The organism is Acidovorax sp. GW821-FHT10A04 (assembly GCF_059415825.1).
Genome location: NZ_JBWKNZ010000006.1, coordinates 112,779 through 131,351 on the forward strand (window position 1 = coordinate 112,779; position 18,573 = coordinate 131,351).

Consider the following 18,573-nt stretch of genomic DNA (forward strand, 5'->3'; position numbering starts at 1 on the left):
CTCAGAGTGCCGCTGCGAGGCGCGCTGCCTGGTCGATGGCGCGCTTGGCGTCGAGCTCGCCCGCCTCCAGCGCACCGCCCACCACATGGGGCTTTCTGCCCAGCGCCAGCAGCTCGTCGGCCAGGGTGCGCAGCGGCAGCTGGCCGGCGCACAGCACCACGGTGTCGCAGGGGATCCAGGTCGGGTCCTCGCGCTGCTCGCCGTAGGAGACGAGCAGGCCCTCGTCGGCAATGCGCTCGTAGTTCACGCCGCCCACCATCTGCACCTGCTTCATCTTCAGCGTGGTGCGGTGGATCCAGCCCGTGGTCTTGCCCAGGCCTTCGCCGAGCTTGCCCTTCTTGCGCTGCAGCAGCGTGACCTGGCGCGCCGGCGGCGTCACCTGCGGGCCCTTGGGGGCCAGGCCGCCGCGTGCCTCGGCCGGGTCGGTGATGCCCCACTCGGCCTGCCAGGCGGAGAGATGGAGCGTGGTGGAGTGGCCTTCATGGACCAGGAACTCCGCCACGTCGAAACCGATGCCGCCGGCACCGATCACAGCCACGCGCTCGCCCACGGGCTTGCGATGGCGCAGCACGTCGATGTAGCTGAGCACCTTGGGGTGCTCCTGCCCGGGAATCTTCGGGTCGCGCGGGCTCACGCCCGTGGCGACCACCACCTCGTCGTAGCCCGCAAGGTCGGCCGCCTGCACGGGCGTGGCCAGGTGCAGGTGCACGCCCGTGTCCTGCACGCGCGTGGCCAGGTAGCGCAGCATCTCGTGGAACTCCTCCTTGCCCGGCACCTGCTTGGCCATGTTGAGCTGGCCGCCGATGGCCTCGGCGGCATCGAACAGATGCACCTCATGCCCGCGCTCGGCCGCCACGGTGGCGGCCGTGAGGCCCGCCGGGCCTGCGCCCACCACGGCGATGCGCTTGGGCTTTTGCTGCGGCGCCAGGGGCTTGTAGACCAGCAGGGTCTCGTGGCAGGCACGCGGGTTCACCAGGCAGCTGCTGGTCTTGGCCTTGAACACATGGTCCAGGCAGGCCTGGTTGCAGGCGATGCAGGTGTTGATGCGGTCGGCCTTGCCCTCGGCCGCCTTGTTCACGAAAGCCGGGTCGGCCAGCAGCGGGCGCGCCATGGAGACCATGTCGGCGCAGCCATCGGCCAGCACTGCTTCAGCCACCTCGGGCGTGTTGATGCGGTTGGAGGTGACAAGCGGCGTGGCAATGCCGGCCGCCGCGAACTCGGCCTTCATCTTCTGCGTGACCCAGGCGAAGGCCGCGCGCGGCACGCTGGTGGCAATGGTCGGTATGCGCGCCTCGTGCCAGCCGATGCCGGTGTTGACGATGCTGGCGCCGCCCGTGGCCACGGCCTTGCCCAGGGTGACGATCTCGTCCCAGGCGCTGCCGCCGGGCACCAGGTCGATCATGGACAGGCGGTAGATGATGATGAAGTCAGGCCCCACAGCCTCGCGCATGCGCGCCAGGATCTCCACCGGCAGGCGCATGCGCTGGCTGTAGTCGCCGCCCCAGGCATCGGTGCGCCGGTTGGTGGCGGCCGAGAGGAACTGGTTGATCAGGTAGCCCTCGGAGCCCATGACCTCCACCCCGTCGTACCCGGCCTCGCGCGCACGCTGGGCGCAGTTGACGAAGGCGCGGATCTGCCGCTCCACCCCGCCGGCCGACAGCGCGAACGGCGTGAACGGCGTGATCGGCGACTGCAGCCGCGAGGGCGCCACCGCCAGCGGATGGTAGGCATAGCGGCCGGTGTGCAGTATCTGCAGCGCGATCTTGCCGCCCGCCCCGTGCACGGCCTCGGTCACCACCTTGTGGCGGCGCGCGGCACCGGCCGTGGATAGCGTGCCCGCAAACGGCTTGGTCCAGCCCGCGATGTTGGGCGCAAAGCCCCCCGTCACGATCAGCCCCACCCCGCCCTCGGCCCGCTCGCGAAAATAGGCCGCCATGCGCGAGAGGTCGCGCGCATCTTCGAGCCCGGTGTGCATGGAGCCCATGAGCACGCGGTTCTTGATCTGGGTGAACCCCAGGTCCAGCGGAGCGAGCAGGTGGGGGTACAGGGCGTGGCCGGGCGGCAGCTCGCTGGCGATGGATTTCATGGTCGAAAGGGCGCGTGGGGGCGCCATAGGGTTGAAGATGCAGCCAGAAACACCTGTACAGCATTTCTAGAATATTTTTCTAGAACTTTATTCTAAAATGCACTTCCATGGCAAGTCGCAGTTCCACCAAGAGCACCACCTCCCCCCCGCCCGCCGAGGCTACCGACCGCCGCCAGGAGATCCTGAACGCCGCCCTGGCCTGCGCGGCGCAGGCGGGGGTGGAGGCGGTCTCCATCGACGGTGTGCGCGCGCGCTGCGGTGCCAGCGTGGGCAGCATCTACCACCACTTCGGTAGCAGGGAGGGCATCGTCGCGGCGCTGTTCTTCGACATCTTCCACACACAGTCGCGCAGCATCCAGGACCAGCTCGATGCGTCCGTCGGCGTGGAGGCCGGCGTGCAGGCCCTGGTCAGCGGCTACCTGGATTGGGTGGTGGCGCAGCCCGTGCAGGCGCGCTTTCTGTTCCAGGCACGCGGCTCGGTCGCCGCCGGCCCGCGCAGCGCCGAACTGGCCGAGGCCGCACGCGGCCGCAACCAGGCGCTGGTGGCCTGGTTCGAGCCGCACCGCCAGGGCGGTGCACTGCGCAACCTGCCGTGCGAGCTCATGCCTTCACTGGTCATGGGTCCGGTGCAAAGCTACTGCCGCGCCTGGCTGTCCGAGCGCGCCGGCCAGGGCGCCCTGCCCTCGCCGGATGTCTACCGCAGCGAACTGGCGGCGGCGGCGTGGCGGGCAGTGCGGGCTTGAGTGCCTGTTTGCGGGTTCAGCCCGCAGCGCTGCGCTGACCCAATATGCGGTACGCGAGCCAGAAGAGCAAGGCACCCGCCGGCCCGACGATCAGCAGGTTCCACAGCGGCATGAACAGCAGGCCGAGTGCCGCCGTCGAGCCTTTGGGGGCGATGAAGACGCTGTAGTGCATGAACAGGTCTGCCGCAAGGCAAGCCGCAGCTGCCCCCAGCCCCCACACCGCACGGCGCCCCCGTGCCAACACTGCGGCGACGGCGTAGGGGGTGCACGACCAGAGAAACAGGCCGATGAGAAAAGCGATGGCGGCCATGCCGCCCTCGGCCTTGAAAACGGCGGTGTAGAGGTGCAGAGCCACGCCTGCGCCGCACAGGGCGAGGATGATAGGCTTCAGGGCAATGGAGGGTGGCATGGCGCGCTCCTGCAGGTGCTTGCGCTGCGTTGTCTGCCGATGATATCCGCCATGGCCAGGTGCGGGTAACCCTATCCGAGGTACTCGCCTTCGTCGAACTGCCGCTGCACGCGGCGCGTCGCAGCCTCCACGTGGGCCGCGAGCATGCCGTCCAGGCCAATGCCGGCCAGAGTTTTCTGGCAGACCGGCCGGTAGCGCGCCACCCACTCGTCGCCATCGCATTCGTGCTCGTAGACCACGTTGTGGAACGCCCCCTGCGCATCGAAGACCAGCAGCGTGCGGTCTTCGTAGCGGTGGTGGGCCCAGCCGAAAACCACATACTCCCGGGTGAGCACCTCCTGCGAATCGGGCTTCAATCCGCTGAACTCCTCGCGGCTGCCGAAGGTGCACAAGGCACCCATCAGGCTGGGCCAGGCCGGGTCGACGTCGCCTCGGTCGGCCCACGACAGCAGGTCGCCGATGGCAAGCAAGTCGATATGGGCCATGCGGTACCCGTCGAGGAAGCGCAAGCCGCCCATCGTCGCATAGAGCGCCTTGAGCGGCTCAGGCACCGGCATGCCGATGCGGGCCTGCAGCCGCTCAATGGCCTCAGGCGCCTCGCGCGGATAGTGGGTCACCTCGAAAGCAGCCTCGAAGTCCTCTGCAGTGTCTTCGTCTTCGATCTCGGCCACCTGGGCCTGGAGGGTCTTCAGCGTAGCGGCGTGCTGGGCAAGCGCTGCCGTCAGCAGGGGAAAGAAAGGGGCACTGGGCATGGTCATCGGAGCGAGGCAGACCGCCTCACCCATTCCATCAATAGTGGGGCGGCAGTTCGTCGCGCAGGTTGCGCACCGCGCCACCGGCCCCGCCATCGGGCGCCTGCTGGCGCAGCTGGATGACCTCCTGCGTGAGCCGGTCGATCAGCTCCTGCTGGCGGTAGATGGTCAGGTTGAGCTGGTCCAGCAGGTCCTCGGTGAAGCTGGCCTTGATCTCCAGGCTCTCCAGCCGCTCGACGATGCGCTGCTGGTTCGCGTCCGGAACCGAGGTCGGCTCCATCAGAGGGCCTGACCGAGGCGCGCCACGCCTTCGCGGATCTTCTCCACGTCGGCCGTCGCGAACGACAGGCGCAGCGTTGCGTTGTCCGGGTTGGCGCAGAAGAACGGCGTGCCGGGCACGAAGGCCACGCCCTTCTCGATGGCGCGCTTGGCTAGCACGTTGCCGTCGGCGACCTTGCCGCCGGCACCGGTCAGGCGTGCCCACACGAACAGGCCGCCCTGGGGCTGCACGAACTCGATGGCATCGCCCAGCTCCTTGCGCAGCGCATCGCCCATGGCCTGGGCGCGCTCGGCGTAGACCTTGCGCACCTTGGCCAGCGTGGCGGGCATGCGACCGGCCTTGAGGTACTGGGCGGCCGTGGCCTGGGCGAAGGTGCTGGTGTGCGCATCGCTGAACTGCTTGCACATGGTGGCCTTGGCCAGCAGCTCGGCAGGGGCGATCATCCAGCCCACGCGCAGGCCGGGCGAGAGCACCTTGCTCATGGAGCCGCAGTGCGCCAGCAGCTCGCGGCTGCCGGGCACGCTGGCCGACAGATTGAGCAAGCTCGGTGGCGGGGCTTCGCCGAAGTACAGGTCGCCGTAGGGGTCGTCCTCGACGATCAGGGTCTGGTGCTTGACGGCCATCTCCAGCACCTGCTTGCGGCGTTCCAGGCTCAGCATCACGCCGCTGGGGTTGCCGAAGGTGGGGATCAGGTAGACGAATTTCGGCTTGTGTTCGGCGATGAGCTTTTCCAGCTCGTCGGTCTTCACGCCGTTGGCGTCGATGGGGGCGCTGATGAGTTCGGCGCCGTACAGGCGAAAGCACTGGATGGTGGCCAGAAAGGTCGGGCCTTCGACGATGACCTTGTCGCCGGGGCTGATCAGGGTCTTGCCCAGCAGGTCCAGCGCCTGCTGGCTGCCGGTGGTGACGATCAGGTTCTCGGGCGCCAGGTCCTGGGCACCCTTGCTGGCCATGAAGGCGGCCAGTTGCTCGCGCAGGGGCTGGTAGCCTTCGGTGGCGCCGTACTGCAGCGCGGCGCCGGGCTCCTCCGTCAGGGCCTGGTTGCTGGCCTCGCGGATGCCTTCCACGTCGAACATGGCGCTGTCGGGGAAACCACCGGCAAAGCTGATGATGCCCGGCTTGCCCAGGAGCTTGAACAGCTCGCGGATGGCGGAGGTTTCTACATTGTTCAGGCGGTCGGCGAATTGCATGGAGTGGAATCCCGGTTGGACAGTAGGTGACAGCGAATCCGCCATTGTCGCCAATTGGCGTGCAGGTTTCCTGCAGCGTAGACTTGCCCTTCGACAGAATTCCCCTGGAGACATGTGCCATGCCCCTGGAAATCCGCCAGTTGCCGAAGATGCGCCTTGCCTACATGCGCCACACGGGCCCCTACGGTCCGGCCCTGGGCCAGCTGTGGGAGCGCTTTGGCCAGTGGTGCGCCGAGCACCGCCTGAGCGATCCGCGCCCCAAGTTCTATGGCATCAGCCTGAACGACCCGGCCTGCACGCCACCCGAGCAATGCCGCTACGACGCCTGCGTGCAGGTCGGCGTGGGCCTGCGCACGGGGACCGAAGCACAGGTGCAGGATTTTGAGGGCGGCGACTATGCGTGCAAGCGCTTCGAAGGCACGGGCGCCGAGATCGGTGCGGCCTGGGCCGGCATGGGCGCCCCAGGGCAAATCCCCGAGGGATGGGTGCTGGATGCCCGGCCGGCCATCGAGGTCTATGGCGAGGACTTTGCGATGGACCCAGAGACCGGAGTTTTCGCATGCTGGCTCTATGTGGCAGTGAGGCGCGCAGCCTGATCCACCCCTACCGCCTGTGGCTTCGGAACAGATGAGCCTGCGCGGACCCATCGAAATGCCAGGGCGCGCCAGCCATCACGGCGCAAGGGTTGCGCTTGCGTCCAGCGCCCAAAGCCTGGCCAGCAGCGACTGGGCCGGAGCCGGGCCGATGGCAGGCTCTGCCAGCTCCAGAAACTTGCCTTCCAGCTCGGCGTCCGTGAGGGCCTGCTCCGGGTCGCCCTTGCGGTTGGGCTGAAAGTGCGAGAGCCGGCGGCCGTCCACGGTCTCGATGTCGATGCGCGCAGCCCGCTGGCCAGGAAAGGCGGCATCGAGCACCGGATCCACCTCGACCGTTGTGCGCTCCATCAGCGCGCGGGTAGCGGGGTCGTCCAGGCGGTCTGGTTCGTAGGCTGCCAGGCGAACGCTGCCGTGCGACAGTGCAGTGGCCACCACGTAGCTCAGGCTGAAGCGCGCTTCGTTCGCCGTGGTGGGGCGGGTGTAGCAGGCGATGTCGAGGGCAGGACGGTAGGTCGCCACCCGCACGCTCTTGATCTGGTCGGCCTGAAGGTGGTGACGCTGCCGCAGTTCCAGCGCGCCATCGATGGCTGCAAAGGTGTGGCCGCACCCGATGTGGTTCTTGAAGGTCAGGCGGGTGATGTGAAAGTCCCGCCCCAGCGTGGCGCCGACCTGGGACCAGTCGGGGCCGTTGCTCATGGCCTGCCCCAGACCGGTTTCCCCGTCCAGCACGTCGAGCGATCCGGTCAGGCCGCGCGAGGCCAGTTGCGCGGCCAGCAAGCCCGCTTCGGCCGCGCGCCCTGCGTGCAGGGGCTTGGACATCGAGTCCATGCGGAAGGCCTGCTGAAGCCCGGCTGCAAAGGTCGCGGCGGTTGCCAGCGCGTGGGCGAACGCAGGCCCATCGAGCCGCATGAGCCCGCCCACTGCCGCCGCCGCACCGAAGCTGCCCACGGTGCCGGTGCTGTGCCAGAACTGGTAGTGGGGCCGGCCCATCACCACGCCGATGCGGGTGGACACCTCGTAGCCGAGCACCACGCCGCGCAGAAAATCAAGGCCCGAGACGCCCAGGTCCTGCCCCGCAGCCAAGGCGGCCGCAATGGTGGCGGCACCCGGGTGGTACATCGCATCGCGAAAACTGTCGTCAACCTCAGCCGCATGCGCCGCAGCACCGTTGATGAGTGCGGCTGTGCGCGCGGTGCTGGCACGCCCGCCTCCGAGGAAGGCGCGCCCCCGGTCCAGGTCGTCCACAAGGGTCTGCTCCAGGATCGCGACGGGCGGCGTGTTCAGGCCCGGGAACAGGGAGGCGTACCAATCGATCACGGCGCGCTTGGCGTGGTGGATCACCTCGCCAGGCAGCGGTTGCCGCTGGAACTCGGTGGCATACCGGGCAAAGATTTCTGTAGCGTGCATTTCAGGTTTCCAGACAGGGGGACAGATTTTCAAGCACTTCATGCCCGCTTCGGTGCCATCAGGCCAGCACCACCACGCCGTCGGCCGCGCGAACACCCTGGCCCTGGGGCAGCACGAACACCGGGTTGATCTCGGCTTCGACCAGGCGCTCGCCGAGCTGGGCCGCCATCTGCGAGAAGGCCACGATGGCGGTGACCAGTGCATCGACGTCGGCCAGCGGCCGGCCACGAAAGCCATCCAGCAGTGGCCAGGTCTTGAGCTCACGCGCCATGGCCAGCGCATCGGCACCCGACAGCCCGCCGGCAGGCGGCAGCAGGCGCATGCTCGTGTCCTTGAACAGCTCGGCCGTGACGCCGCCCATGCCCAGCAAAATGGCCGTACCCAGCGCGTCACGGTGCATGCCCAGGATCAGCTCGGTGCCGCCACCGACCATCTCCTGGACGAGGAAGCGCTTGGGAAGCACACCGGCCTTGGCCTCGACTTCCGACGCCATGGCCGTAAGGCGCGCACCGATGGTCTCGGCCATCAGGTTGACCACCACACCGCCCACGTCGCTCTTGTGCGTGATCTCGGCCGAGAGAATCTTCAGCACCACGCGGCCCCCCAGTTCCCGCGCTGCGGCTTCGGCCTCGGCGGGCGAGGCGACGATGCGTTCGCCCGCGCACGGCACGCCAAAGCGTGTGAACAGCTGCTTGGCCTGGTGTTCGTCCAGGGAGCCGGTCGGCAGGCCTTGCACCGCCACCAGCGCCACCGGCTCGCTGGACTCGACCTGCGGTTGCAACTGCGCCACCTGGAACATGGCGCGCAGGGCCGCCGTACAGCTCTCTGCGGCAGCGAAAGCGGGTACCCCACGCTGCGTGAGCAGTGCACCCACCTCAGGCGCATGCGGACTGACGTAGGCGATCACCGGCTTGTCGGAATGGGGCAGGCAGTCCTCTATGGCACCGGCCAGCAGCTCGGGCATGGCCAGGCTGGAGGAGCCCACGATGATGGTCAGCGCGTCGTAGCTCGGGCTCTGCAGCAGCACCTTGATGGCGCCGCGCAGCAGGTCGGGTTGGAGGCCGGCCAGCGTCACGTCGATGGGGTTACGGTCCAGCACGGCATGGTCGCCGGTCTGCAGCGCGCGCAGGGCCTCGGCGGTGGCCGCATCGGGCGCGGGGGTGTCGAAGCCAGCCATGCCCAGGTCGTCGGACACCAGCGTACCGGCGCCGCCGGTGGAGGTCAGGATGGCGACGCGCTTGCCCTGCAGCTTGCGGCCGGTGGAAAGGGCAGCCGGAATGTCCAGCAGGTCGCTGAAGCTTTGCGCGCGGATCACGCCGACCTGCTTGAACAGCGCGTCGTACATGCGGTCGGCGCCAGCCAGCGCCCCGGTGTGCGAGACGGCAGCCTTTGCACCCGCTTCGGAGCGGCCGATCTTGAACGCCACCACCGGCTTGCCGGCGCGTGCGGCTTTGAGGCAGGCACTGCGGAACCTGGCGGGGTCGCGCACGGTTTCCACATACAAGGCTATGACCTTGGTGGCCTCGTCATCGGCCAGGTGGTCGATGAAGTCGGCCAGCTCCAGGTCCACCTCGTTGCTGGTGGAGATCAATTTGGACAAGCCCACGCCACGCGCCGCAGCGCGCGACAGCAGTGCGCCAAGGATGCCACCGCTTTGCGACACGACGCCAATGCCGCCCACCGGGAAATGCTCCATCTCCAGCGCACCGGTGGCAGACAGCACAATGGAATCGGTCAGGTTGACGAGGCCGATGGTGTTGGGGCCCAGAATGCGCATGTCGCCCGCGGCCTCGATCAGTTGCTGCTGCCGGCGGGCGCCCTCCTCGCCGGTTTCGGTGTAGCCGCTGGCCAGGACGATGGCCGCGGCAGTGCCCCGGGCTGCGAGGTCCCGCACGGCCAGGTGCGCCCGCTCCACGCCCAGCAAGACGATGCCGACGTCAGGCACCGCAGGCAGCGAAGCGATGTCCGGGTAGCAGACCAGGTCACCGATCCGGTCCACCTTGGGATTGACCGGGTAGATGTCGCCGGCAAAGCCGTGCTTGAGCAGATAGGACACGGGGCGGCCCGCGGTCTTGGCGGCATCGGCGGATGCGCCAATGATGGCCACGCTGCGGGGTTGGAGGAGGCGGGAAATGGCGTTCATGGGAACTACTCCTTGCTGGCCGTTGCCGAAGCCTTCGCCAGAAAGGCCATCACCGCATCGCGGTGCTCGGTGCTCGTGTAGCAGATGCCTTGTGCCTGGCTGCCTTGTGCGAACACCTGCTGCGCCGACATCTCGAAAGTCTGGTCCAGGATCGCCTTGCCCAGCGCCAGTGCGGTGGCCGAGCCTTTGCTGAGATCGGCTGCCCACGCCTGCGCATCGGCCACCAGCGTTTGCGCCGATGTCTTGCGATCGACGATGCCCATGGCCAGCGCCTCGTCCACATCGACCCTGCGGCCGGTGAAGATCAGTTCCTTGGCCTTGGGCAGACCGACGCGGCGGGGCAGGAAGTACATGCCGCCGCCATCGGGAATGATGCCGCGGTGGATGTAGGACCAGGAGAAATTGGCCCATTCATTGGCGATGATGAAGTCGCATGCCAGCGCGGTGTCGGCGCCCAACCCAGACGCCGCGCCGTTGACGGCGGCGATGGTGGGCTTGGGCATGGTGTGCAGCAGGGTCTGCGTGTGGTGCACGCGCTGCTGGCGGTGCCAGCCGTTGAACGCGATCTCCCCGGTGGGTGCGTTCATGCGGCGCTCCATGCCGGAGATGTCACCGCCCGCACAGAAACCCTTGCCATTGCCCGTGAGCACCAGCGCGCGTATCGATTTTTCGGCGCTGACGTGCTCCAGCGCCGCGATGAGCTCGGTGCGCATATCGTCGCTCATCGCATTGCGCTTGTCAGGGCGGTTCAGCGTGAGTGTGGCGATTCCATGGGTGACGTTGAGTTCAATGAGCTCTGTGGTCATTTTCTGCTTTCGCTAGTCGTTGGTGATCTTGTTGTCCTTGACGACCTTGCGCCAGCGGGCCTCTTCGCCCTTGGCGTAGGTGTCGAATTCCTGGGGTGAGCTGCCCTTGACGATGAGACCTTCGGCTTCCATCTTTTTGCGGAAAGCGTCGGTGAAGACCGCTTTCCTGGCCGCTGCGTTGAGCTTTTCGATCACATCGGCAGGTGTCCCTGCAGGGGCGAAGAGGCCATACCAGCTGTCGGCCACGTACCCTGGAACGCCGCTCTCCGCGACGGTCGGTACCTTGGACAGGACATGTGAGCTGGAGCGTGTCGCCGTCGTCACGGCCAAGGCCCGCAGTTGCCCCTTGTCGATCATGGTTCCCACCGCTGCGGCCGTGGCAAACATCACGTCCACCTGGCCGCCCAGCAGATCGGTGAGGGCGGGCCCGGCTCCGCGATAGGGCACATGGATCAGGTTCGTTGCGGTGAGGTTCTTGAACAATTCACCGGCCAGATGGGCCGATGTGCCCGCCCCCTGCGACGCAAAGGAGAGCTTGCCTGGGGACGCCTTGGCGGCAGCGATGACGTCCTTCACGGATTTGTAGGGGCTGCTGGCCCGTACGACCAGGACATTGGGAGATACGCCCACCAGCATCACGGGAGCAAACGCTGTTTCATGGCTGTAGGGCAGCTTGGGCTGAATGCTGGGGTTGACCACATGCGCCACGGTCGCCATCACCAGGGTGTAGCCATCGGGCGCGCTCTTGGCTGCCGTATCGGTTCCGATGATGGTTCCAGCGCCGGGCTTGTTGTCGATGATCACCGGCTGGCCCAGCTCCTGGCCCATGACCACGGTCATGGAGCGGGCCACCAGATCCGTACCGCCACCCGGCGCAAATGGCACGATGATGCGAACCGGTTTGTCGGGGAACGCAGCAAGGGCAGGAACGGCGTGCAGGCCGCACAAGACGGCTGCAGCCGCGATGGCCGATGTGATGCGCAAACGCGCAGATAGCGGGGAGCGGTGCATTTTTTGTCTCCATTTATCAGTGATTTGACCCACGGCAAGTGACCTCAAGGAGCAGCATCGTCGGCCGCCTCACCCACAGGGTTAGAGTAAGAGAACGCCTTCTCCAGTGCATCCCCTTCATTCCACTGGTTGGAAATGAAATACATCCACAATGGCTACCATGAACCCACCAGCCAGCAGTGCCGCAAGACGCAAGAACCATGAGGAACCCACGCTGAACCGGTCGCTGGAGCGCGGGGTGGCGCTCCTGCGGGCGTTTCGGCCTGGCGCTGATCTGCTGGGAAACGGCGAGCTGGCGGAGCGCACGGGGCTCTCGCGTGCCACCGTCAGCAGACTGGCGCAGACCCTGGTGCAGTGCGGTCTGCTGGAACACGACGGCGCGCGCCGCGCCTATCGGCTTGCGGCACCGGTACTGAGCTTTGCGCACGCCATGCGATCGGGCTCACCGGTGCTGCAGGTCGCGGCGCCATTGATGCGCACTGCGGCGGAAAAACTGCGCGTCAATGTGGGGCTGGCCGTGGCGGACCGCGAGGAGATGGTGTACCTGGAGTCCATCCGCTACAACAGGAAGGTATCGCTGCGAAGCGTGGTGGCGGGCCAGCGCGTGCCCATCGAACTTACCTCCCTGGGGCGGGCGTATCTGTGCGCGATCTCCGAAACGCAGCGGCGCGGGCTGATGGCCAGGCTGGGGCAGCAGCGTGCATCCGGCTGGAAGGCACTGCGCGAAGAGATACTCACTGCGGTGCAGTTGTTTGGCGAGAAGGGTTACTGCACTGCCTCCTGGCAACCCGAGGTGGTCGCCATCGCGATCCCCATCGTCACGCCCGGCGGCGCCATCTACGTGCTCAACATGAGTGTCACCACCCAGCAAAGCGCGCTGGAGATGGAGGCCGAACTCAGCGCGCCCCTCAAAACGCTGGCCGAAAAGATCGGAGATGCGCTTCGGCGCCTGGAATGAGGACGCCGGGCGTCAGCGCTCGCCACAGGAGCCTGCGCAGACCGCAGTGCGTTTTGCTGTGGCGGCGATGCCTCTCACCGCCACTGCTGCGCAAAGAAGTCCGCCACCAGCTTCTCCAGCTGCGGCTGGTAGGCCACGCGGTCGAACCCCGGCGGGTTGGCGGCGGCATCGCCCGCGTCGGATGGCAGCGGCATGGACGGTTGCGCCATGAAGGCGAAGTGCCCCGCCCCCGACGCCGTGCTGGCCTGGGCCCTGGGCAGGTGGGTGACCACATGGCCGCCGTGGTACTTGCCGACCAGCACCGTGTCGCGCTCGGCCACGATGACGCGCACCGGCACAGTGATGGCCGCCAGGCTCTCGGGGGTGAGCACCACGGCCATGGGGGCCAGGGCGACCACGGCGCGGATGCGGCGGTCGGGTACCGAGACGCGCAGGGCGTCAGCCGGGGGGGCGACGCGGCCCTTGGCGTCCGGGCCACTGGCCGGCCCTTTGGCCAGTGAGCAGAAGACGGGATCGTCCTGCACACTGCGGCAGTGCTGGGCCGCGCGTTCGGGTTCGGCCTGTGCACCCGCCAGCGCGAGCACGGTGTACCCACCCGCCGAATGCCCCACGGCACCGATTCGCTCCGCCGGGATGAGGCTGCCCCATTCGGGACTGGCCAGCAGCGCGTCGAGCACGCGGCTGACCTGGCGCGGGCGCTCGCTGAAGTAGTGGCCCGAGGTGATCATGGAGCGGTCTTCCCAGTTGTCGCCGGGGTGCCGCAGGGCGGCGACCAGGTAGCCATCCTTCGCCAGGCGCGTGGCCAGGTTGTGGTGGCCCACCTCGGAGCCGCCCGTGCCGTGCGAGATCAGCACCAGGCCCTTGAGCGGTGCCTGCGCTGCCGGGGCACCCGGCGCCACCACGGGTTGCCAGGGGCCCATGGGCAGGGCGCGCGCTGGCGCTGCGGTGGGGTAGAACAGCGCGACCTGGATCGGCGCATCGCCGGGAACGGTGAGCGTGCGGTAGCCCGCTTGTTGTGCGCCGGCCTGGCCGGCCAGGCCCAGCAGGGCTGCAGCAGCGAGGGTTTGGAACAGCAGGGTCATCATGGTGTGTGCCTTCAATATCCGCCACGGCAGCGGTTTGACGGCACTGTAGGCAGGCACTTGCATGCTGCCCACCCCGTTGCGACGAAATGCCCCAGGGCGTCGCCAAATGCGGCGGCCCGGGAGCCGACGGCACCCGGCACCTGCCGCCCCGGCGCTCAATCGCCCCGGATATCCGCCCGTGCCGCCACCGCGCGCATGGCCGGCAGTTCGCGCTCGATGCGCGTGCGCAGGCCTTCGCCGTTGGACCAGGAGGGAGTCATGCCGATGTCCACCAGCTTCTTCTTGAACTCGGCCGAGGCCATGGTGTCGGCCAGGGCCTTCTCCAGCCTGCCCTGCACCGGTGCGGGCAGGCCGGCCGGGCCGACAAAGGCGAACCACGAGCCCATGTCGAAGCCGGGGTAGCCGCTCTCGGCCACGGTCGGCACGTTGGGCAGCAGCGCCAGGCGCTGCGCACCCAGGGCGACGATGGGCTTGATCTTGCCGGCCTTGATGAGCGGGGTGGAGGCCACCACCGTGTCGACCGCGAACTGCACTTGCCCGCCCATCAGCGCCGTGAGGTTGGGTGCGCTGCCGTTGAAGGGCACATGCAGCATCCTGGCGCCGGTGGTGGACTTGAGCACCTCGCCGCCGAAGTGCACGGACGAGCCCGTGCCGTACGAGCCGTACGAGAACTTCTCGGGCGCCGCCCTGGTCTGGGCAATCACGTCCTTGAGCGTGCTGCCCGGCGTGTCGTTGTGGGCCACCAGCAGCAGGCCCATGTCGGCCACCAGGCCCAGCTGCGTGAAGCTGCGCAGGGGGTCGTACGGCAGGTTGTTGCGGATGGCCGGGTTCAGCGTGAAGGTGGTGTTGGCGCCCAGCAGCAGGGTGTAGCCGTCGGCAGGCGCCTTGGCCACGATGGACGCCCCCACCACGGTGCCGGCACCGGCCCGGTTCTCCACCACCATGGGCTGGCCCAGGCGCTCGCCCAGGGCGGTGGCCAGCAGCCGGCCGAGGATGTCGGTGGCGCCGCCGGGCGCGAACGGCACGATGAGCTTGATGGGCCGCTCGGGGTAGCCCTGTTGCGGCTGGGCCCACGCCACGGCGGGCATCGCCAGAACGGCCGCAGCGGCCACCAGACACGACAGGAAACGGGAACGCGGCACGGGCATGGGGAATACCTCCAGGGCAAGAACAAGCGCCGCGAATGAACGCAGGCGACGGCGGAAATCGGCGGGTAGGCTCAGCGCAGCAAGGGGCTGCGGACCTTGGAGTAGCCGCTGGCCAGGTCGTACGCATGGCCGAGCTGCAGCACGGACGCATCGGACTGCACGGGCCCGATGATCTGCAGGCCGGCCGGCAGGCCCTCGGGGCCGAAGCCCGCGGGCGTGGCCAGGGCCGGCAGGCCGGCCATGGTGGCGGGCACCACGGTCTCCATCCAGCGGTGGTAGGTGTCCATGCGGCGCCCGGCCACTTCGTGCGGCCAGTCCAGGCTGGCGTCGAAGGGGAACACCTGGGCAGCGGGCAGCACCAGGAAATCGAAGCGCGTGAACAGCCCGCGCAACACCTGGTACCAGGCGGTGCGCACGCGCGCCGCGTCATAGACCTGCATGGCGGTGAGCGCCAGGCCGCGCTGTATCTCCCACACCGCCTCGGGCTTGAGCTGGGCGCGCTTGGGCGCATCGTGGTACAGGGCCGCATTGGCCCCCGCGACGCTGAAGCTGCGCAGGTCCAACCAGGCCTTCCACAGCTGCGCGAGGTCGAAATCGACCACGGCCTTCTCGACCGTGCAGCCCACCGCGCGGAAATGGCCAAGCGCCTTCTCGCAGGTGGTGTACAGGCCCGGGTCGGTGGGCAGGTAGCCGCCCAGGTCGCCCAGCCAGCCGATACGCACGCCCTTGAAGTCGCGCTCCAGCGGCTGGCCGAAGGCGGCCATGTCGTCGCTGCGGCGCGTGAGCGGCAGGCGCGCGTCGAACCCGGCCTGCACCGACAGCAGCAGCGCCAGGTCGGGGATGTTGCGCGCCATGGGGCCGGTCACGCTGAACTGCTGGAAGAACACTTCCTCCGACGGCCCGTGCGGCACCAGGCCGGGCGAGGTGCGCAGGCCATACACGTTGTTGAACGCGGCCGGTGTGCGCAGCGATCCCATCATGTCCGAGCCATCGGCCACAGGCAGCATGTGCAGGGCCACGGCCACGCCCGCCCCGCCGCTGCTGCCGCCGGCCGAGCGCGCCGGGTCGAAGGCATTGCGCGTGGTGCCGTACACCGGGTTGTAGGTGTGCCCACCCAGGCCGAACTCGGGCGAATTGCTGCGGCCGATGAAGAGCGCGCCGCTGGCACGCATGCGCTCGAACACCACCGCATCGGTGGTCGTGACCTGGCCCGCAAAGAGGGGGGAGCCGCGCGTGGTGACCATGCCCGCGGCGGGCGCGATGTCCTTGGGCGCCTGGGGCATGCCGTGCAGCGGGCCCAGGCTCTGGCCGCGGGCCAGCAGTGCATCGCGCTCGGCCGCCTGTTGGTGCAGCGCATCCCGGTCGGCCATGGCCACCAGGGCGTTGACCACGGGGTTCAGGCGGTCCACCTGGGCCAGGTAGGCATCGAGCACCTCCACGCACGAGACCTCGCGGGCATGGATGGCGCGCGACAGGCCGGTGGCCGTGTGGGCCACGATGCCGCTGGGAGCGGTGCCCGTGGCGGGTGGTGTGGAGAAGTCAGGCATGGGGGTGCAGGCGCAATGTGTCGGAGGTAAGTCAGCATAAGCACGCCGCCGGTTTTCTACAATCGGCGATTTCAGACACTATCGTTGCGTTTTACGCAAACCAGACAGAAGGGCCCCTACCATGCTTTCCAGCCGACTGCAGGACACGGCCCTGCGCTATTTCCTGGAGGTGGTGCGCAGCGGCTCGGTGAGCGAAGCGGCCACGCGCCTGAACGTATCGCCCTCGGCCGTGAGCCGACAGGTGGCGGCCCTGGAGGGCCTGCTGGGCGTGCCCCTGTTCGACCGGCGCCCGCGCGGCATGGTGCCCAGCGCGGCCGGCGAACTGCTCGCGGCCCATGCGCGGCGCGGTGCGCTCGAGGCCGACCGCGTGGTGGCCGACATAGAGGCACTGCAGGGGCTGCACACCGGGCTGGTGCAGGTGTGCAGTTCGGCAGGCTTTGCCATCGAGTTTTTGCCGCGCGTGATGGCCCAGTTCCGCACGCAGTACCCGGGCATCCAGTTCCGGGTGCGGGTGGCCAGCCCGGCGGCGGTGACCACGGCCGTGCTCAACGGCGACGCGGACATCGGCCTGACCTACAGCCGCACGGCCGAGCGCGACATCACGGTGCAGCACCGCGAGGCCTCGCCCGTCATCGCCATCATGCGGCCCGACCACCCGCTGGCGCGCTTTGGCTCGGTCACGCTGGCGCAGATGCACCCCCACCCCATTGCCCTGCCCGAGCGCGACAACACCGTGCGCCAGCTGTTCGACATCGGCTGCAGCCAGCGCGGCCTGGTGTTCGAGCCTGTGCTGGTGTGCAACCACTTCGAGACGCTGACCCACTTCGTGCTGCACGGCGGCGGGCTGTCGATATCGGGCGAGGTGACGGTACGCGACCGCGTGCGCCGCGGCGAGCTGCATGCCGCCCAGATCCGCGAACGGGGCATGAGCGCCCGCGCCGTGGAGCTGCAGACGCTGAGCGGCCGCACCCTGCCCGCGGCGGCGCGCATGTTCCTGGAGTTCCTGAGCGCACAGCTGGTGGCGCGGGAAGCGGGGTGATCAATCAGGTCAAGGGCTTGATCAGCACGTACAAGGTGAGCCCCGGGATGTAGTTGTCGATCTGGGCATGACCCCGGTACCCGGCACGCTCGTACATCGCGGCCGTCTTTTGCGACAGCGATTCGATGAGGCTTTCGCTGCATCCGGCTCCTCTGGCGGCCTCCTCGATGCCGGCCAGCAGTCTGCTGCCAAGGCCTTTGCGCCGATGCCCGGCATCCACCCAGAGGTATTCCACATACAGCCGGTCCAGCTCGATCCGACCCACCGCGCCACCGATCAGGTGACCGTTTTCGCGGACCAGGCAGGCCAGCGGCTGAGGCTCTCCTGCACCGACGGATGCACGGTCATGGGCAATGACCGCCTTGGAAATCTGCGCAACCACCCGCCCTTCAGGCGCAAAAGAAGTCTCTAGCTCGTTCATGTTCCACCGCAGCGATTTTTCTGCTGATCTGTTGCGCCCCTCGGCCTGCGCGCCATCGCGCCTGGGACCCTCTGCAAAAATGGTGCTCTTCAGGGTTCACCGCAGATAGCGCAGGCGTGCTGCGAGCAGGCAAGCCATGCAGTCTAGGCAACACCGCATCAATTCGCCGTAAAAAGACGGGGTGAAGCCATCAAATCGCCGTCAAGAACCCTCTGCAGGACAATGCCGCATCCGACAAGAAGACATCCCCCCACCCCACCATGAAAACCGAGCAGATCGAGCCCTTCTTCGCCGCCCTCAAGGCGGCTAACCCCATGCCCAACACGGAGCTGGAGTACACCACCCCGTTCGAACTGCTGGCCGCCGTGCTGCTTTCTGCCCAAGCCACCGACGTGGGTGTGAACAAGGCCACGCGCAAGCTGTTCCCGGTGGCGGGCACGCCACAGGCCATCCTGGACCTGGGCCTCGAAGGGCTGGAGGGCTACATCAAGACCATCGGCCTGTACCGCACCAAGGCCAAGAACCTGCTGGAGACCTGCCGCATCCTGGTGGAACAGCACGGCAGCGTGGTGCCCCGCACGCGCGAGGAACTGGAGGCCCTGCCCGGCGTGGGCCGCAAGACGGCCAACGTGGTCCTCAACGTGGCCTTCGGCCAGCCCACGATGGCGGTCGATACGCACATCTTTCGTGTCAGCAACCGCACGGGGCTGGCGCCGGGCAAGGATCCGCTGGCGGTGGAGTTGCAGTTGCTGAAGCGGGTGCCGCAGGCGTATGCGGTGGATTCGCACCACTGGCTGATCTTGCTGGGGCGGTATGTGTGCCAGGCGCGCAAGCCGCGGTGTTGGGAGTGTGTGGTGCCGCAGTATTGTGACTACGAGCCGAAGACGCTGGCGCCCTGAGCCCTGAGCCCTGAGCCCTGAGCCCTGAGCCCTGAGCCCTGAGCCCTTGGCTTTGG

The 18,573-nt window shown here is 68.0% G+C and carries 18 protein-coding genes; 5 read left to right on the top strand and 13 right to left on the bottom strand.

The genetic code is table 11. The features are described 5' to 3' along the window. Position 1: 1 nt before the first annotated feature. Entirely contained in the window at positions 2-2,086 is a 2,085-nt protein-coding gene (locus AC07PF_RS14610; protein ID WP_494612363.1) for an oxidoreductase, read from the bottom strand. A 107-nt stretch (positions 2,087-2,193) separates the two neighbouring features. Between AC07PF_RS14610 and AC07PF_RS14615 the strand changes: the two genes are divergently transcribed. Further along, on the top strand, positions 2,194-2,829 hold the full coding sequence (locus AC07PF_RS14615) for a TetR/AcrR family transcriptional regulator (RefSeq protein WP_494609958.1): 636 nt from the start codon (positions 2,194-2,196) through the stop codon (positions 2,827-2,829). Between the two features lie 16 nt (positions 2,830-2,845). Here the strand turns inward: AC07PF_RS14615 and AC07PF_RS14620 are convergent, their stop codons facing one another. From AC07PF_RS14620 to AC07PF_RS14635, 4 genes are all read right to left on the bottom strand, one after another. Next, the gene (locus AC07PF_RS14620; RefSeq protein ID WP_494609957.1) at positions 2,846-3,238 is read right to left on the bottom strand and encodes a hypothetical protein; all 393 of its coding nucleotides are present in this window, start codon (positions 3,236-3,238) and stop codon (positions 2,846-2,848) included. A gap of 71 nt (positions 3,239-3,309) precedes the next feature. Further along, positions 3,310-3,990: a hypothetical protein gene (locus AC07PF_RS14625; protein WP_494612364.1), complete on the bottom strand. Its 681-nt coding sequence runs from the start codon at positions 3,988-3,990 to the stop codon at positions 3,310-3,312. A gap of 37 nt (positions 3,991-4,027) precedes the next feature. Further along, on the bottom strand, positions 4,028-4,270 hold the full coding sequence (locus AC07PF_RS14630; protein WP_494609955.1) for a SlyX family protein: 243 nt from the start codon (positions 4,268-4,270) through the stop codon (positions 4,028-4,030). Beyond that, on the bottom strand, positions 4,270-5,460 hold the full coding sequence (locus AC07PF_RS14635; RefSeq protein ID WP_494609954.1) for an aminotransferase-like domain-containing protein: 1,191 nt from the start codon (positions 5,458-5,460) through the stop codon (positions 4,270-4,272). The genes AC07PF_RS14630 and AC07PF_RS14635 overlap by 1 nt, the downstream gene beginning before the upstream one ends. 119 nt (positions 5,461-5,579) lie before the next feature. On the opposite strand from AC07PF_RS14635, the gene AC07PF_RS14640 reads away from it, so the two are divergent. Then, positions 5,580-6,056, top strand: coding sequence for an AraC family transcriptional regulator (locus tag AC07PF_RS14640; protein ID WP_494612365.1), 477 nt, complete (start codon positions 5,580-5,582; stop codon positions 6,054-6,056). A gap of 75 nt (positions 6,057-6,131) precedes the next feature. Here the strand turns inward: AC07PF_RS14640 and AC07PF_RS14645 are convergent, their stop codons facing one another. Genes AC07PF_RS14645 through AC07PF_RS14660 form a run of 4 tightly spaced genes read right to left on the bottom strand, consistent with a single transcriptional unit; the run spans position 6,132 to position 11,420 of the window. After that, positions 6,132-7,460: an MmgE/PrpD family protein gene (locus AC07PF_RS14645; RefSeq protein ID WP_494612366.1), complete on the bottom strand. Its 1,329-nt coding sequence runs from the start codon at positions 7,458-7,460 to the stop codon at positions 6,132-6,134. A 58-nt stretch (positions 7,461-7,518) separates the two neighbouring features. Further along, the gene (locus tag AC07PF_RS14650) at positions 7,519-9,603 is read right to left on the bottom strand and encodes an acetate--CoA ligase family protein (RefSeq protein ID WP_494612367.1); all 2,085 of its coding nucleotides are present in this window, start codon (positions 9,601-9,603) and stop codon (positions 7,519-7,521) included. 5 nt (positions 9,604-9,608) lie between these two features. Next, positions 9,609-10,409: an enoyl-CoA hydratase/isomerase family protein gene (locus AC07PF_RS14655; protein WP_494612368.1), complete on the bottom strand. Its 801-nt coding sequence runs from the start codon at positions 10,407-10,409 to the stop codon at positions 9,609-9,611. Between the two features lie 12 nt (positions 10,410-10,421). Then, complete coding sequence (locus AC07PF_RS14660) at positions 10,422-11,420, bottom strand: tripartite tricarboxylate transporter substrate binding protein (protein WP_494609949.1); 999 nt, start codon at positions 11,418-11,420, stop codon at positions 10,422-10,424. 160 nt (positions 11,421-11,580) lie between these two features. On the opposite strand from AC07PF_RS14660, the gene AC07PF_RS14665 reads away from it, so the two are divergent. Beyond that, positions 11,581-12,378: an IclR family transcriptional regulator gene (locus tag AC07PF_RS14665; RefSeq protein WP_494609948.1), complete on the top strand. Its 798-nt coding sequence runs from the start codon at positions 11,581-11,583 to the stop codon at positions 12,376-12,378. 74 nt (positions 12,379-12,452) lie between these two features. On the opposite strand, the gene AC07PF_RS14670 is transcribed toward AC07PF_RS14665, so the two are convergent. The 3 genes from AC07PF_RS14670 to AC07PF_RS14680 all read right to left on the bottom strand — a co-directional run bounded on the left by AC07PF_RS14670 (position 12,453) and on the right by AC07PF_RS14680 (position 16,158). Beyond that, on the bottom strand, positions 12,453-13,463 hold the full coding sequence (locus AC07PF_RS14670; protein WP_494612369.1) for an alpha/beta hydrolase family protein: 1,011 nt from the start codon (positions 13,461-13,463) through the stop codon (positions 12,453-12,455). A gap of 155 nt (positions 13,464-13,618) precedes the next feature. Continuing rightward, entirely contained in the window at positions 13,619-14,611 is a 993-nt protein-coding gene (locus tag AC07PF_RS14675) for a Bug family tripartite tricarboxylate transporter substrate binding protein (protein WP_007861633.1), read from the bottom strand. Between the two features lie 71 nt (positions 14,612-14,682). Further along, positions 14,683-16,158: an amidase gene (locus AC07PF_RS14680; RefSeq protein ID WP_494612370.1), complete on the bottom strand. Its 1,476-nt coding sequence runs from the start codon at positions 16,156-16,158 to the stop codon at positions 14,683-14,685. 121 nt (positions 16,159-16,279) lie between these two features. Here AC07PF_RS14680 and AC07PF_RS14685 point away from each other — a divergent pair, with 121 nt between their 5' ends. Continuing rightward, a complete protein-coding gene (locus AC07PF_RS14685) occupies positions 16,280-17,197 on the top strand; it encodes a LysR family transcriptional regulator (RefSeq protein WP_007861636.1) in 918 nt (305 codons plus the stop codon). 4 nt (positions 17,198-17,201) lie between these two features. Here AC07PF_RS14685 and AC07PF_RS14690 read toward each other — a convergent pair whose 3' ends face one another. Further along, positions 17,202-17,618 carry a GNAT family N-acetyltransferase gene (locus tag AC07PF_RS14690; RefSeq protein ID WP_494609946.1) on the bottom strand — a complete coding sequence of 139 codons (417 nt, stop codon included), beginning with the start codon at positions 17,616-17,618 and terminating at the stop codon, positions 17,202-17,204. Positions 17,619-17,878: 260 nt separating this feature from the next. Between AC07PF_RS14690 and nth the strand changes: the two genes are divergently transcribed. Continuing rightward, positions 17,879-18,517, top strand: coding sequence for an endonuclease III (gene nth / locus AC07PF_RS14695; protein ID WP_007861640.1), 639 nt, complete (start codon positions 17,879-17,881; stop codon positions 18,515-18,517). Positions 18,518-18,573 lie beyond the last annotated feature (56 nt).

Excerpts from the sequence above, each read along its gene's own strand:
- AC07PF_RS14610 (WP_494612363.1), bottom strand. The coding sequence starts at position 2,086 with ATGAAATCCATCGCCAGCGAGCTGCCGCCCGGCCACGCCCTGTACCCC.
- AC07PF_RS14645 (WP_494612366.1), bottom strand. The coding sequence starts at position 7,460 with ATGCACGCTACAGAAATCTTTGCCCGGTATGCCACCGAGTTCCAGCGG.
- AC07PF_RS14615 (WP_494609958.1), top strand. The coding sequence starts at position 2,194 with ATGGCAAGTCGCAGTTCCACCAAGAGCACCACCTCCCCCCCGCCCGCC.
- AC07PF_RS14665 (WP_494609948.1), top strand. The coding sequence starts at position 11,581 with ATGAACCCACCAGCCAGCAGTGCCGCAAGACGCAAGAACCATGAGGAA.
- AC07PF_RS14680 (WP_494612370.1), bottom strand. The coding sequence starts at position 16,158 with ATGCCTGACTTCTCCACACCACCCGCCACGGGCACCGCTCCCAGCGGC.
- AC07PF_RS14685 (WP_007861636.1), top strand. The coding sequence starts at position 16,280 with ATGCTTTCCAGCCGACTGCAGGACACGGCCCTGCGCTATTTCCTGGAG.
- AC07PF_RS14660 (WP_494609949.1), bottom strand. The coding sequence starts at position 11,420 with ATGCACCGCTCCCCGCTATCTGCGCGTTTGCGCATCACATCGGCCATC.
- AC07PF_RS14670 (WP_494612369.1), bottom strand. The coding sequence starts at position 13,463 with ATGATGACCCTGCTGTTCCAAACCCTCGCTGCTGCAGCCCTGCTGGGC.
- nth (WP_007861640.1), top strand. The coding sequence starts at position 17,879 with ATGAAAACCGAGCAGATCGAGCCCTTCTTCGCCGCCCTCAAGGCGGCT.
- AC07PF_RS14650 (WP_494612367.1), bottom strand. The coding sequence starts at position 9,603 with ATGAACGCCATTTCCCGCCTCCTCCAACCCCGCAGCGTGGCCATCATT.
- AC07PF_RS14625 (WP_494612364.1), bottom strand. The coding sequence starts at position 3,990 with ATGCCCAGTGCCCCTTTCTTTCCCCTGCTGACGGCAGCGCTTGCCCAG.
- AC07PF_RS14620 (WP_494609957.1), bottom strand. The coding sequence starts at position 3,238 with ATGCCACCCTCCATTGCCCTGAAGCCTATCATCCTCGCCCTGTGCGGC.
- AC07PF_RS14635 (WP_494609954.1), bottom strand. The coding sequence starts at position 5,460 with ATGCAATTCGCCGACCGCCTGAACAATGTAGAAACCTCCGCCATCCGC.
- AC07PF_RS14655 (WP_494612368.1), bottom strand. The coding sequence starts at position 10,409 with ATGACCACAGAGCTCATTGAACTCAACGTCACCCATGGAATCGCCACA.
- AC07PF_RS14690 (WP_494609946.1), bottom strand. The coding sequence starts at position 17,618 with ATGAACGAGCTAGAGACTTCTTTTGCGCCTGAAGGGCGGGTGGTTGCG.
- AC07PF_RS14640 (WP_494612365.1), top strand. The coding sequence starts at position 5,580 with ATGCCCCTGGAAATCCGCCAGTTGCCGAAGATGCGCCTTGCCTACATG.
- AC07PF_RS14630 (WP_494609955.1), bottom strand. The coding sequence starts at position 4,270 with ATGGAGCCGACCTCGGTTCCGGACGCGAACCAGCAGCGCATCGTCGAG.
- AC07PF_RS14675 (WP_007861633.1), bottom strand. The coding sequence starts at position 14,611 with ATGCCCGTGCCGCGTTCCCGTTTCCTGTCGTGTCTGGTGGCCGCTGCG.